Here is a 13,971-nt window from a genome sequence, read left to right on the forward strand (position 1 = left end):
TCAATGCTTAAGGGCGAAAAAAGTCCTACTTTTAAGCAGGACTTTACATATCTTCAGCATTTACATTATAATCTACAATTTCAAAATTGCCATCTTCACGAAGTATTCCCCGAGTTACACTACCATTATTGGGAAAATTAATATCGTGAAGACCGTCACTCTGGTTCCAATACTTAATAGCCAAGGTTTTTAAAAAATCACCATGGGAGACTAACAAAACTCTCTTCTCATTTTTAGTTAATTCATGAAGAACATTAATAGCTCGCACCATTCGTTCGTCCAGCTCTTTTTTATTTTCAGCTAAATGACGTGGATCGGCCTTTTTGGTTGCTTCGCGAAACTCATAAATACCAACTTGATTGATAATTTTAGTTACATCTGTCTGTGGTCCAACACCTGCTGCTAGTGCAACCTGTCTCCATGTGTCCTCAATATCATCACCTTCAAAGGAGCCAAAAAATACTTCTCGAAATTCGGGTAATTTTTTAATTTTACCGATTTCCGAAACTTGATTCGCATCTTTCATCAAGTGAACTGTATCAATTGCACGTTTTAAATCAGAAGAATACATATTGTCAAAACGAACTTGACTTAAAGCTCGCGCAGTAATCTTCAGATCATTAATTCCTTTAACCGTTAAGGGAGAATCACACCATCCTTGAACCTTGTTTAACTGATTAAACATTGTTTCGCCGTGGCGGACAAAATAAATTTCTGTTGCCAATTTGCATTCTCCTTCCTTTATAACGTGTTTTAAACTATAACATATATGCCTTGTAAAAGAAATACCCAGCTTGAATAAAAGCTAAAGTTGCAATAAAGATGCGGATATATTTGGCTGGAACCTTGCGCAAAATGTCCATCCCCAAATAACCACCAATGAACATGCCGATAGCAAGAGGAATGGCCTGCAGCCAATATATTCGCGAGGTAAAAATAAAGACTATTAGTGCTACCAGATTTGCCAGACCGCAGATCACATTTTTAATTGCATTAACGACGATAAACTTTTCATCAGTTATATATGTTAATAAAACTAGCACAATTACTCCACCAGCTGCTCCAAAATACCCAGTGTAGATGCCCATCCCTAATAATGCAACAATATAAAAAATCTCCTGCCACAGTGGTCTCTTGTGTGGTTCAAGACTATGATGTTTGCCCGAAACAATTACCAAAACACCAGAACCAGCAATAAAAATAGGTACAACTTTTTCAAAAACACTTGAGGGAAAAGCCAGTAGTAAGCGACAACCAATTAAGGAGCCAGCAACAGTGAATATAGCATAAAAAGCAACTTGGCGCCAATGGCCTTTGAGTTCTTTCGTCGAAGAAATCGTAGATCCTATACTAGTCCAAATTAAGGCAGCATCATTTGTGACATTAGCGTAAACTGGTGGGATTCCAACAGCTAATAGTACTGGATATGAAGCAAGAGAAGCCATTGAAGCTACTGAAGACAATAATCCACTGGCTACGCCTCCTATTAAAATAAAAATTACTGAAAAAATAGCTGCCATTAAATTAAGCTCCCTCTTTAACGTTAATTTCTATTATAATGCTCTTGCAAAATAGTTTAAGCAGGTATTTTAATTCTGACCAATTGTCTATTTAATACTGAAGTTGAATTTAACAAATGAGTCTAACTAATAATTACTGAAACATTACAGTTTTTGCACACAAAAAGAATTAACTTTAGTCGATAATAAAGTCAATTCTTCTCTAAAATAAATATTTTGTTTTAAATTCATCTTTTCGTATCTTAAGTTACTTAATACCCTTTCTTACTCAACAGATATGAGTAACAAGTTGGAATCAAAATAACCAAAATAGTAACAGCTATAATCATCCAATACATTTCCCAATAAGAAGTTAAAAGCAGGACGATACCGCTGATAAAAAAGAGCCATCCAGCTAATCTGTGTGTTTTACGCCAATTTTCCGTATTATTCAAAGTCCATGGTAATTTAATGCCAACGACATAATTGGGACTAACTTTAGGCAGATAATTACCAAAAATAATAAAAAACAGTCCCAAAAAAGCACTAAGTATAAAGGAGCCTTTTACTTTATGACCCAGTGCATAGGCATAAAGTGACAGATTTACGATATTAGTAATAACAGGAACAAGCCAAAGGGTAATATTAACTATCTTAAAATCAAGATTTTTGGTTTCTTTTTGATTGTGTAATATAAAAAAAACCATTACTTGAAGCATAATTCCCAAAAAAGGCAGACCAATAACGACCCATAATTTATTGCTAAAAGCATTTGGCATATTAGTCATCCCAAAGTGTGTGGCCATTTTTTGCGGCAAACGATTATATAAAAATGCTCCGGTCAAAATTGGAAATAAGATTAGCAGAAGAGAGAATAATTCTGTTTGACGAATACTATTCTTTTTCATCATGATCTCCTTTCAGATCAACAAGCCAACCCATAATTTCTTCTATAATAGAAGTGTTTAGCGAATAATAAATAAAGTTTTTTTCATGTTCTTCTTCAATTAAATCAGCCTTTTTCAGCATATTAAGATGGTAGGAAATAGTAGCTTTAGTCATATTAAAATGATTAGCAATGTCTCCTGCTGACATTGGTCCATTTTTTAACAGCTGCAATATTTTGCGACGCACTGGATCTGATAAGGCCTTAAAACTAGACTCAAAACTCACATTAGTTTCTTTTCCTTTCTATTTAGACAAATATCTAATTAGGTATTTGTCTAAATAGTATCACAATTTTCGTAAAATACAATAATTTTTAATATATTAATTACAATTTTTTAAACTATAGTAAAAATAATAAAACAACTTAGGTGGCTGTGCGAGAACTCAGAAAATTATGAGTAAAAACTTGTTCATGAATATTTGTCTTTAATTTGGCTTAGCTAATCGTTATAATGCAAAGGGTTGGTTAATGAAAGGAAAAGTACACTTGGCAAAATATAAAACTTTAATTTTTATTCTTGAAGGAAGCTTATTAAACGAAAAAGTTGCAGAACAAAATGCACTCAGGCAGACTTTGAAGTTGGCGGGCAGAGAATATGGTCCAACTGAGCGCATACAATATAATTCATTACAAGAAAAGACTAAATTACTAGGATTTGATGAGCGCATCAAATTAACTTTGCAGGAATTTTTTAAAAATGACTGGATTTCTGCGAAAGGCGCTTTTGATAACCAGTTACAAAAACAAGATCAGCTAAATAAAGATGTATTGCCTTTTTTAGATGAAGTGAAAAATAAAGTTAACTTGATTTTGCTGACAAAAGAGAAAAAAGATGTGGTTTCATCCCGCATGCAGAGCACAGAACTAATAAATTATTTTTCCGCAGTTTATTTTAAAGACGATTTTGCATGTAAGTTTCCAGATAAGAAGGTTTTGACAACAATATTGCAGCAGCAAAATCTGACGCCAGCTACTTGTTTTGTAATTGGGACAAACTTAGTCGATGAAATTCAGGGTGCCGAAAATGCTAACCTGGATTCTCTTTGGCTAGCGCCCAAGAAAGTAAAAATGCCAATTAGTCCACGTCCAACTTTACATTTAAATAAATTAAGTGATTTATTATTTTACCTAGAATTAAGCTAGTTTATAATAAAGTATAAGAATTGTGAGGTAAAACAAATGAAAAAAGTAGCTGTGTTTTTTGCCGATGGTTGTGAAGAAGTTGAAGGTTTAAGCGTTATTGATGTATTACGACGCTTAGGTATTCAAGCTGATATGGTTGGGCTTACTAGTACAACTGTAAATGGTGCACACAATATCAAACTTACCTGTGATAAAACTGTTGACGATAGTCTATTGGATTATGACGTAGTAGCTCTTCCAGGTGGAACAACCGGAGCAGAAAATTTACGTGATAATAAAAAACTGGCAGATCTGATGATAAAACGGCATAACGCTAACCAATGGGATGCGGCAATGTGCGCCGCTCCCATTGCTCTGGCTCGTTACGGTGTTATAGCTGATGCTGATTATACTTGCTACCCTGGTTTTGAAGAACAAACTAAAAAAGATGCCCCAAGCGGACATTTCAAGGAAACTATTACTGTTACTGATAATGTTCACAAAGTAATTACCAGTCGTGGTCCTGCAACTGCCTGGGCATTTGCATACGCAATTGCGGAAGCTCTCGGAATTGCCACCAAGGATCTGAAAGCCGGAATGCTTTATAATTATCTGGCTGAAAATATTCAAGATAGTTTATAATTTAACATCAATAATAAAGGTGAAGCTTAACTGCTTCACCCTTTTATTTTGCCATTATGATTATTCAATACTTTACTAACTTTTTCAGTCAAAACAAGAAACAAAGCACTTAATTGCCTAGCTTTAAATAAACATGATAGAATTAAATTACACTTAAAATTTAATAACAGGAGGTATTAAAATGTGCACAACTATTGCAATCAAGTCAGATAGTGGGGACGTATTTTGGGGACGGACAATGGATTTTACCTTCGACCCTTTCAAACCAAGTGCAGATAGCAAAATGACTACATTTCCTGCAAATTATGAATTAAAGGGTTTGCATCAAAGTTGGACGACTAAATATCCATTTATGGGTATCAACGTCAATGATTCGCTTTTCTTTAACGATGGCATTAATAGTGCTGGAATCGTAGGAGATGCACAATTTTTAGAAGAGGCCTCTTGGGATACAGTAGAAAATCTTAAAAAGCGCGGATTAAAGCCAATCATTGGTGAAGAAGTTGTTGCCTATGTTTTAAGTAATTTTGGTTCTATCGTAGAAATTAAAGAAGCATTCAAACATTTAGGTCAGGAAAAAACTAATTATCCTGATTGGGAAGATGCTGACACGGGCATCCCTACTCCAATTCCAATGCATTATACCTTTAGTGATTCTAGCGGCAAAAGCGTAATCTTAGAACCAGTTAACAATGGTGCCTTCAAAATTTATGATGGCATTGGTGTGATGACCAATAGTCCGGAATATCCTTGGCATCTTGACAATCTGCGTAACTATTTGCAGTTAACTAACCATAACTTAGGCCATCACCAAATTACTGATCAACTAGATATTAAACAAATTGAAAGTGGTTCAGGTCTGTTGGGATTACCCGGTGATTACACTGCACCATCACGTTTTGTTCGTGGCACATTTATTTCTAAATTCCTAGCACCATTCCACTCTGATCAAGGAATTCCACAATTATATAATGTCTTTAAATCCGTCATGATTCCACGAGGACTTGAACATCTTCACGAGGGTGAAGACAAATGTGATTATTCTGGTTACTGGGCAGGATATGATGTTTCCAACAGAAGTTTATATATTCAACCCGAAGACTGCCCAACAATGACCAAGTTTGTTCTGGACCCTGACACAACGTCTAAAATCACTCAACCTATTCAACACGACTTTAAAGTATTAGAAACTAAAAGACAAAAAGCTCTAGCTTAAAATTTATTACCAGTTGATTTGAGTCATTAGTCTTTTAATTGTTCTATTTGAAACAAAATGAGTCTGGGAAAAATGGCTCTTTGAAGTTAAATTAAAAAATTTTACAATTTAAAAAGACCGACAAATCAACGTTTTATTGACGTGATCTGTCAGCCTTTTTAGTTAGGTTAGAGTATTTCCTAGGCTCATTTTTATAAATAATCACTATTTACCAACCAATAATGATGGATAATGTGTATAAGCTAAATCTCCTTTACAAGCAATCCAGCCTTTTATTTCCTTTATTGATTTATTGGCAATCTTTTTGTTTTGACCTTGTAGCTTTCGAGCCTCATTTTTAACAGGAATCAATGATGGCTTTTTGCCTTCAAATTGTAAATCCATGACTTTTAATTCTGCTTTGATCAATGGCTGTAAAGCTTTTTTCTTAACATTTTTATTATAAAGATCGCCATTAAAGAAGCTAACCCAGCCGTGATTTTTGCCACTTTGATCAACTATGTGCGCGAGTAATTCAACCTTACTGGTACCAAATTCAGTAATCTTAAATTTGACATTTTTATCTGCCATTTTTTTAACCCAGCTTTTGCCAAATGGTGTAGAAGTATCATTGATAACATCATTAACTGCGGGATAAACAACAGCATTCCGTGCCAATTTAAATACGTAACCTTCTTTAGCAAACCGTTTAGCAGGCGTAACGGTCATACCCGGTTCGGTTGTCCGACTAACTGCTGTTGGCTTAGCAGTATCAGTACTTTCTGCTTTGGTCACGGTTAAAGTGGTCAATGGTGTAAAAGAAAAAAGGATGGCTGCAGAACATAAAACTGTTCTAAAATACTTGTGTTTCATTTTTTAACCTCAAAAATAAACTATAATAATAATTTGTAACAAAATTGTAACTTTATTACATTTATATGTCAATAATAATTAATTATTTAACTATAAAAAATGTAAAACGCTTAACAATTTTGACAAAATAAATAAGCCTTAAAAGCAAGACTACTTTGAAGACTTATTTTGAAACCAATTTCTTAAAACACTTTATCATTTAGCAACTACTTTTGTTTACTTTTAATTGTACATTGTTAGTCAAACGTTTATTAATTTCTAAAACAAAAATTGGTACCAAACTTCCCAATAAAGCCATCAGCCAACCTTGAACTGGTAATAAAGTAAAATGTAAAAATCGTCTCAGGTGTGGTAAAAGCGTCAGTGATACAACAAAGGTCATACTTAGTAGTAATCCCCAATTAAGCATTTTATTTGATTTAAAAGTTTGCATAGTAATTGGTTGTGAATCTTTAATGGCGTAAATATCAATCATGGAGCCAAGGGCTAAAACTAAAAAGACTAAAGTCATACCCATTTGTGTGTCGTTAGCAGAAATAATAAATCTGCCATAGGAGTAAACTCCCAGAATTAAAACTGTGAAGGTTGTCGCTCTAACAATCATTCTTTGCATTAATCCCCGTCCGAGAAGACTCTCCTGATTACCTAGTGGATCTTGATCCATTATATTTGGTTCACCCGGTTCTTTACTAATAAAGAATCCTGGTATCCCATCAGCAAGCACATTGATAATTAATAATTGTTCAGCTAATAATGTTGCACCCCAACCCAAAATTGTACTGATAACCATTAAGAACATTTGAGCAAAATTAACACCAATTAAGAACTCTACCGCTTTAATAATATTTTGGTAGACTGTTCTACCCTCTGCTACAGCTTTAATAATTGTAGCAAAGTTATCATCAGTCAGAACCATATCCGCAGATTCTTTTGCCACTTCTGTACCTGTGATACCCATAGCAATGCCAACATCTGCAGCTTTCAATGCTGGTGCATCGTTCACTCCATCACCTGTCATGGCAACCGTCTTATTAAGTTCCTGCCAAGCTTGAACTATGCGGATTTTATCACTGGGAGAAACGCGAGCATAAACACTGATATCTTGAATACAATTTTTTAATTCAGCGTCTGACATCTTCTGTAATTCTATTCCTGTAATTACTTTTTGACCTGACTCCAAAATGCCAATTTCTTTAGCAATTGCTTTAGCCGTCACAAGATGGTCGCCAGTTATCATTACGGTCTTAATACCTGCTTGTTTTGCTCTATCAACAGCTACTTTTGCTTGCGGCCTAGGTGGGTCAATTAAGCCAATCATACCTGCGAGCTTCAAGCTAGAGTTGTTTTCATTCCAATTGGTTGGATCTGCATCCGCAGGAATTATTTTATATCCTACTGCCAGCACCCTCAGTGCTGCTCTTGCCAGATCATCATGAGCCTTTTGGCCTGCTTTAATTGGTTCTTTTTCATCTAAAGGTAATCTGTCCCAAGCACCTTTAACAATTACCAATTGGCTGCCATTATCAAGACGATGGACAGTAGACATCATTTTCTTATCAGAATCAAATGGATCTTCCGCTAGGCGAGGAGCTTTTTCTTCTAACCGCTGGCGAGAACTCCCCTGTGCGTGTAACCAGTTTACAATTGCAACCTCGGTAGCATCACCAGCAACTTCTTCTGAACCATCTTTTTCCATGATTTGTACATTATTAGCTAAACCCAACATCTTTAACAAATTTTGACCAGCGTCAGGTAAATCAGCGGCTTTTTTAATACCTGTTTCTAGAGTCCAATACTTAGTAACAGTCATTTTATTTTGAGTTAATGTGCCTGTTTTATCAGTCGCAATAACGTCAACACTGCCAATTGTTTCCACGGCACCAATCTGTCTGATAATAGCATTGCGATCAGCCATTCTTTTGACACCGCGGGATAAACTGATAGTAACAATAATTGGCAAAGTTTCAGGTACAGCCGCAACCGCTAAAGATAGCCCAATCATTAAGCTATCAGTTAAACTATTATTTTGCAGTCCCATGCTTAAGGCAAAAATTATCAGTCCACCTAAACCAGCAAAAAATGTCATCCATTTTGACAAATGATCCAGTTTGCCCTGCAAAGGAGTTTCCCGTTTATGAGTTTCATTTAAAAGATTGGCAATTTTGCCAAGTTCAGTTGCCATACCAATTGCATTAACTTGAACAAATGCCCGGCCACTAACAACTGAGGTTCCTGAGTACACACGCTCATCACTAGTCAAATTATTTTTTGGTTGAAAACTTTTTTTAGAAACAGGTAAACTTTCACCAGTTAAAATTGCTTCATCAACCGCCAAATTAGTTTCATCTAAAATCACAGCATCTGCTGGAACCTGATCTCCAGTATTTAGATAAATCAAATCTCCAGGCACCAATTCTGCAGCAGCAATTGTCATATCACGCCCATCACGTCGGCCATTAGTTGTCGGCAAACTCATTTCTTTTAGAGCTGCAAGAGATCTTACCGCAGAAGCTTCCTGGTATAGTCCAATTACCACATTAATAACTAAAATCAAACTGATAACGATAGTTTTGGTCCAACCGCCGTTTTGAAAAACAGCCATATATGTTGCTAGAATTATCGCTAATAAAAGAACAAGTGACGAAATATCTTTAAGATGATGCCATATTTTTCTATACAGTGGAACCGGGCGTTTTTCAAGCAATTCATTAGTGCCAAATTCACTGCGCATTTGTTCCACTTCAGCAGCAGTTAAACCGGACTTGGGGGTTTTCGTGAATAGTAGTTCTGATTTTTGGGACATGCTATCTCCTCCATTATTCGCCTATAAGATAAATTACGGTTAAGCTGTTTGTATAGATAAGTTAATTTATTGAAGTTATATGGCTCTTTAAAGGCCTCAATTCAATTTTATGTATCAAAGACAATTACTCATTTACTTTTAAAAAAGCAGAAAGCCTCTGATAGTTATCCGAAGTTTTCTGCTCATTTAGTATTTAAAAAGTAGTTGTTAATTAACAACGTTTTTCAAAAATCTTCTCTAACTTAAAAATTTAATTTCTAAACTAAGCATCCTCTTTCCTATACAAGCTTATTATTATTTTACATGATTTGTTATTTTTTGGCTATTTTTATGCTTATACTGTTAGCATTATATGGTTGAACAAGCTCGGCTTTTTGTTAAATAATTAATCTTGTTATTTAAAGTGTTTTATAAATTACTTTTTAAAATCTGACTAATAGTCAACCTACTATTTTGTTAACACAGCTAAAGCAAAAAGTCTTACTTCATTTTTAAGCCGTTAACAGTGATTATGTACAAATAAGATTACAACACGATTGTAGTTAAATAAACTCAGTTTATTAAAATAACCAGCCACTTTTGCATTGACTGGTTATTTTCTATCTTCTTAATTTTCAAATTATCTTTTTCACTTAAGAATTTTTTGCTTGAATAATATTAGTTAAAGAAGCCAAACTATCTACTTGAGCTTTCGAAATTACATTAGTTATTAAGGCAGTTATATTTTCCCAATTTGTTATTTGATAAAGACTTGTTCCCTCAAATTTAGTAGAATCAGCTAGAACATATTTTTTATTTGAATGCTCTAATAAAAGCTTATCAACACCATAATCAGAATACGAAGGCGTCGTTGGACCGTTATGACCAGCAAAATTATCTGAACCTATAAAACACATATTAGCTTTTATACTATTAATTGCTTCATTAGTCCATCCCCCATAAACCGAGGATGATTTGGCTCTAATCTTGCCACCAAAAAAATAAAGTTCGTTGTCTGAATTTGCTAACGCAGTTGCTACAGGAAAAGAATCAGTATAAATTTTTAAATTCTTTTTAGCTACTAATAATTTTGCCAACTCTAAAACTGTGCTACCTGAGCCAAGAATAATCAACGAATTATCTAATATAAGTTTGAATGCAGCAATTGCTATTAATTTTTTTAATTTAATTTGCTTTTCTTGTCTCACAGTAAACGAGTTTTCTATAAGACTATTTAAGGCTGTCGCTCCACCATGTTCTTTAATAATGTAACCTTTTTGGTCTAGAAAAGTTAAATCTTTACGGATAGTCTCATAGCTAACTGAAAATTCGTTTGAAAGGTGATGAACTGTAACACTACCTTTTTTTATGATTTCAGTTAAAATATCATTTCTTCTTTTATTCGTTAATTTCATTTATTTACTCACCTTTTAAACTTTTTACTCAAGAATATCATAGATTATCATTTTTGTTACTTCTATGCTTTAAAAATTGGTTTTAATTGCTTTTAATTACTAAAAAAGTATATTTTTGCGGTTAACACCAATTAAAGCAAATTTTATAATTTGCTTTGTAATAACATTAAGCGTTTACAGAAAGGAAATTGTATGAAAAAAATAGCATTAGCTTGTGATGATATTGGTTTCGAGCGGAAAGAAGCCATCAAGAAGTACTTGGAGGAAGAAAAGAATTACAGAGTCGTTTGGGATCCCGTTAAAAAGCCTGAAGATGGCAAGAATACTTTTGCGAAATTAGCTGATAAGATGGCAGAAGTTATTCAAAAAGATGAGTGCAGATTAGGTGTGTATATATGTGGCACAGGAATTGGTTTTACTATGCAGGCTAATAAACACTGGGGTATAAGAGCTACAGCAGTAACTAATCCGTACTCTGCTAAAAGGGCAAGGTTAAGCAACAATGTTCAAATCATAGGCTTGGGGGCGAGAGTAAATGGTTTACCTTACATGGAAATGGTGCTTGATGCTTTCTTAGATGAACCATTTGATTTTAAAAATTCCAGACCAAATTCTAGAGCAAACTTATTGGAAGCCAAAAAAGATGATGACCGTAATCTGAAAAAGCCTGATTATGTAGCTTGGAACATGGGCTTCACAGAAGAATAGGAGTTAAAAATGGAAATAATTACTCAATTTATTAATAATCTTGGTAACTTTATTTTTATTCCTTTAATATTTTTAGTATTAATGAAAGCTGTAGGTCGGTCATGGGCAGAATCAATTTCTTCTGCCATGAAAGTTGGTATTGGTTTTATAGCTTTGACCATGGTCACTTCTTTCATGCTTGATAAAATGCAACCAGCAATTACTGGCTTAGCTAAAAGAACTGGCTCTTCATTGCAAGCAATTGACGTTGGTGGTGCAGCGACAGCAGTTATGGGTTTCGGCTCAAAAGTCGGAGCAGTTATAATTCCTTTGTGCGTAGGTATTAATATTATTTTATTACTGTTAAAATTGACAGACTGTATTAATGTTGATGTTTTCAACCTACACCAAAACGCTTCAATGGGCGCAATTGTATATGCTTACTCTGATAATTTCTGGTATGGTTTACTTACCGCTGGTATTTTTCATATGTGGGTATTATTTATGGCCGATTTAGGAGCTAAGCAGAATGAAAAATTCTTTAATTTACCTGAAGGAGTTTCTATTTCACACCCCGTTGCAAATACATATATGATTTTTGCATACCCTATGAATTGGATCTTTGATCATATTCCAGGAGTCAGAAAATGGAATGTAACCGCTGAAACTATTCAGAAAAAATTTGGCGTGTTTGGTGACCCTACTATTGTAGGTTTTATCATTGGTGTTCTCTTGGGATTTGCAGGTTATAACTGGTCAAATCCTGGCGATACAATAATTCAAAGTTTACATTTAGGTATGTACCTAGCAGCCGTTATGCTCTTGTTACCAAAAATGACTTCCATCATGATGGAAGGTCTGGTGCCTTTATCAAATGCTGTTCGAAAGAAAATGACTAAAGCCTTCAAAGGCCGTGATATTACAGTAGGTATGGATACTGCATTAGTAATAGGAAATCCTGACGTAATTGCACCAGCCTTGCTTTTAATTCCAGTCATCGAGATTATTGCAGTCTTTCTCCCTGGCAATAAAGTCATGCCGATGGGTGACTTATCCCAATTTGTATTCTTTATTGCATGTATGGTTCCTATTTTTCATGGCAACATTATTAGAACTTGGATTACTTCAATTTTAATGTTTACACCAGGATTATATATAGCTTCTTGGATGGCCAAACCAACAACTCAAGTATTCAGAGAATTTGGCAGTGGTGCTAAAAATGGCGTTATGTATTCATCATTAAATCCATCAGCTAATCCATTTACAGGTTTGTTTGCTGAAGCTTCTCGTCTTGGCTTGTGGTCATATGTTGTGATTGCCTTGATAATAGTTGGTTTTGGTTATTGGCTTAAAAAGTACGAACGTAGACAAAATTCTTTAGCTAAATAGAAATTAAGGAGATATATCATGAAAAAAGTATTAGTAGTTTGTGGAAATGGAATTGCATCATCTTCTGTTATGTTGGCAGAACTACAAGATTATTTAAATGACCAAGGCGTTTCTGACGTGAATTTAGATAAAAAATCATTGATGGACTGCACAGATGATGTCTTCAATGGCTATGATTTAATCGTTTCATCCACTAAATTGGATAAGCCAAATGTTACAACACCAATAATTGTAGGCACTGCCCTTTTAACGGGTATAAATGAGGATTCAGTTTTAGAAGAAATAAAAGACGAGCTGATCAAATAATGAAAATCTTTGTACAATCAAATAATGATATTATTCCAGACTATCAAAAAGCTATCAAAATTGCTGGAAAACCGCTATTAGCTGAAAATTTAATAACTGAAGAATTTACTAAGGCCTGTATTGAAAGGGAAAAAGACTTTCCTACAGGATTACAAGTTAATTCTGATTTAGGCATTGCGATTCCACATGGAAATCAAAACTTTGTCAACACAAGCAGTGTTAGCTTTGTTCGATTTTCTCATCCAGTAAAATTTGGCCGCATGGATGATAAATCAAAAGATGTGAAATGTAGCTTCATTTTTAATTTAGCTTTAGCAAAAGGTGATGAACATTTAACCATGTTACGTACCCTTATGAAACTATTTCAAAATAAAGATTTTCTACAAAGTGTTAAAAATAAGAAAGATAAAGAGTTAGAAGAATATCTTTATCAAAAATTGAATTAGGAAAATATATGGCATTTGAATTAAAAAAAATATGCAAAGAAATCAATAATGTTGATGATCCAGTAAATGAAAAAACTTTAAATAGAATCTGTCAATTAATAATAAATAGTAATCATATCTATTTTTCAGGTTCAGGTCGTTCAGGCTTAATGATAAAATCCTTTGCTAACAGGTTACTGCAATTGGGACTAGAAGTTAGCGTTGTTGGAGAAATTTCTTCTCCTCATACACATTCAAATGACTTATTAATATTTAATTCTGCTTCGGGAAAATCAGAGAAACTAATAGCCCAGGCGAAGATAGCAAAAAATAACGGTTTAAAAGAAATTCTCTTTACTGTTGATAACAATAGTCCATTAGCGCAATTTTGTGAAATAGTTGTGCAAATTAATGCCCAGTCAAAATTTGAGCACAATAAGTCTATTCAACCAATGGGAGCTTTATTTGAACAGTTTTCATTACTTTTATTTGACAGCATTGTTTTGAGATTAATGAAAGAACTTAATATTACAGAGGAACAAATGATAAAGAACCATGCCGATATTGAATGATTAAAAATTGAAACTCATATATAAATAAAAACCAATAAATCTTGATATGAACCCCCAAAGTGAAGTGCTCCATAATAGTTAGACATTAATCTGACTATTAGGAGCACTTTTTTCA

At 34.1% G+C, this 13,971-nt stretch carries 15 protein-coding genes; 8 read left to right on the forward strand and 7 right to left on the reverse strand.

Annotated features, from left to right (window positions below):
- Positions 1 to 43: 43 nt before the first annotated feature.
- From Q0K80_RS04925 to Q0K80_RS04940, 4 genes are all read right to left on the reverse strand, one after another.
- Entirely contained in the window at positions 44 to 724 is a 681-nt protein-coding gene (locus Q0K80_RS04925; RefSeq protein ID WP_122037859.1) for a histidine phosphatase family protein, read from the reverse strand.
- 34 nt (positions 725 to 758) lie between these two features.
- A complete protein-coding gene (locus Q0K80_RS04930) occupies positions 759 to 1,520 on the reverse strand; it encodes a sulfite exporter TauE/SafE family protein (RefSeq protein ID WP_294603808.1) in 762 nt (253 codons plus the stop codon).
- Between the two features lie 251 nt (positions 1,521 to 1,771).
- On the reverse strand, positions 1,772 to 2,407 hold the full coding sequence (locus Q0K80_RS04935; protein WP_294603810.1) for an SdpI family protein: 636 nt from the start codon (positions 2,405 to 2,407) through the stop codon (positions 1,772 to 1,774).
- Entirely contained in the window at positions 2,394 to 2,672 is a 279-nt protein-coding gene (locus Q0K80_RS04940; RefSeq protein WP_034980372.1) for an autorepressor SdpR family transcription factor, read from the reverse strand. The genes Q0K80_RS04935 and Q0K80_RS04940 overlap by 14 nt, the downstream gene beginning before the upstream one ends.
- A 262-nt stretch (positions 2,673 to 2,934) precedes the next feature.
- On the opposite strand from Q0K80_RS04940, the gene Q0K80_RS04945 reads away from it, so the two are divergent.
- From Q0K80_RS04945 to Q0K80_RS04955, 3 genes are all read left to right on the forward strand, one after another.
- Positions 2,935 to 3,591, forward strand: coding sequence for an HAD family hydrolase (locus Q0K80_RS04945; protein WP_294603837.1), 657 nt, complete (start codon positions 2,935 to 2,937; stop codon positions 3,589 to 3,591).
- A 36-nt stretch (positions 3,592 to 3,627) separates the two neighbouring features.
- Entirely contained in the window at positions 3,628 to 4,212 is a 585-nt protein-coding gene (locus Q0K80_RS04950; protein ID WP_294603813.1) for a DJ-1 family glyoxalase III, read from the forward strand.
- A 181-nt stretch (positions 4,213 to 4,393) separates the two neighbouring features.
- Positions 4,394 to 5,428 carry a linear amide C-N hydrolase gene (locus tag Q0K80_RS04955; RefSeq protein WP_294603815.1) on the forward strand — a complete coding sequence of 345 codons (1,035 nt, stop codon included), beginning with the start codon at positions 4,394 to 4,396 and terminating at the stop codon, positions 5,426 to 5,428.
- Between the two features lie 204 nt (positions 5,429 to 5,632).
- On the opposite strand, the gene Q0K80_RS04960 is transcribed toward Q0K80_RS04955, so the two are convergent.
- From Q0K80_RS04960 to Q0K80_RS04970, 3 genes are all read right to left on the reverse strand, one after another.
- Positions 5,633 to 6,280, reverse strand: coding sequence for a hypothetical protein (locus tag Q0K80_RS04960; protein ID WP_294603817.1), 648 nt, complete (start codon positions 6,278 to 6,280; stop codon positions 5,633 to 5,635).
- A 199-nt stretch (positions 6,281 to 6,479) separates the two neighbouring features.
- On the reverse strand, positions 6,480 to 9,083 hold the full coding sequence (locus Q0K80_RS04965; protein ID WP_294603819.1) for a cation-translocating P-type ATPase: 2,604 nt from the start codon (positions 9,081 to 9,083) through the stop codon (positions 6,480 to 6,482).
- A gap of 632 nt (positions 9,084 to 9,715) precedes the next feature.
- Positions 9,716 to 10,477: a DeoR/GlpR family DNA-binding transcription regulator gene (locus tag Q0K80_RS04970; protein WP_294603821.1), complete on the reverse strand. Its 762-nt coding sequence runs from the start codon at positions 10,475 to 10,477 to the stop codon at positions 9,716 to 9,718.
- A gap of 192 nt (positions 10,478 to 10,669) precedes the next feature.
- On the opposite strand from Q0K80_RS04970, the gene Q0K80_RS04975 reads away from it, so the two are divergent.
- Genes Q0K80_RS04975 through hxlB form a run of 5 tightly spaced genes read left to right on the forward strand, consistent with a single transcriptional unit; the run spans position 10,670 to position 13,856 of the window.
- A complete protein-coding gene (locus Q0K80_RS04975) occupies positions 10,670 to 11,185 on the forward strand; it encodes an RpiB/LacA/LacB family sugar-phosphate isomerase (RefSeq protein WP_294603823.1) in 516 nt (171 codons plus the stop codon).
- A 9-nt stretch (positions 11,186 to 11,194) separates the two neighbouring features.
- Entirely contained in the window at positions 11,195 to 12,553 is a 1,359-nt protein-coding gene (locus Q0K80_RS04980) for a PTS transporter subunit IIC (RefSeq protein ID WP_294603825.1), read from the forward strand.
- An 18-nt stretch (positions 12,554 to 12,571) separates the two neighbouring features.
- A complete protein-coding gene (locus Q0K80_RS04985) occupies positions 12,572 to 12,859 on the forward strand; it encodes a PTS sugar transporter subunit IIB (RefSeq protein WP_294603826.1) in 288 nt (95 codons plus the stop codon).
- A complete protein-coding gene (locus Q0K80_RS04990) occupies positions 12,859 to 13,305 on the forward strand; it encodes a PTS sugar transporter subunit IIA (RefSeq protein WP_294603827.1) in 447 nt (148 codons plus the stop codon). Before Q0K80_RS04985 ends, Q0K80_RS04990 begins: the two co-directional genes overlap by 1 nt.
- Positions 13,306 to 13,313: 8 nt before the next feature.
- Complete coding sequence (gene hxlB / locus Q0K80_RS04995) at positions 13,314 to 13,856, forward strand: 6-phospho-3-hexuloisomerase (protein WP_294603829.1); 543 nt, start codon at positions 13,314 to 13,316, stop codon at positions 13,854 to 13,856.
- Positions 13,857 to 13,971 lie beyond the last annotated feature (115 nt).

The sequence above is a fragment of the uncultured Lactobacillus sp. genome (genome assembly GCF_945290125.1).
In the GTDB taxonomy this organism is placed as follows: Bacteria; Bacillota; Bacilli; order Lactobacillales; family Lactobacillaceae; genus Lactobacillus; species Lactobacillus rizhaonensis.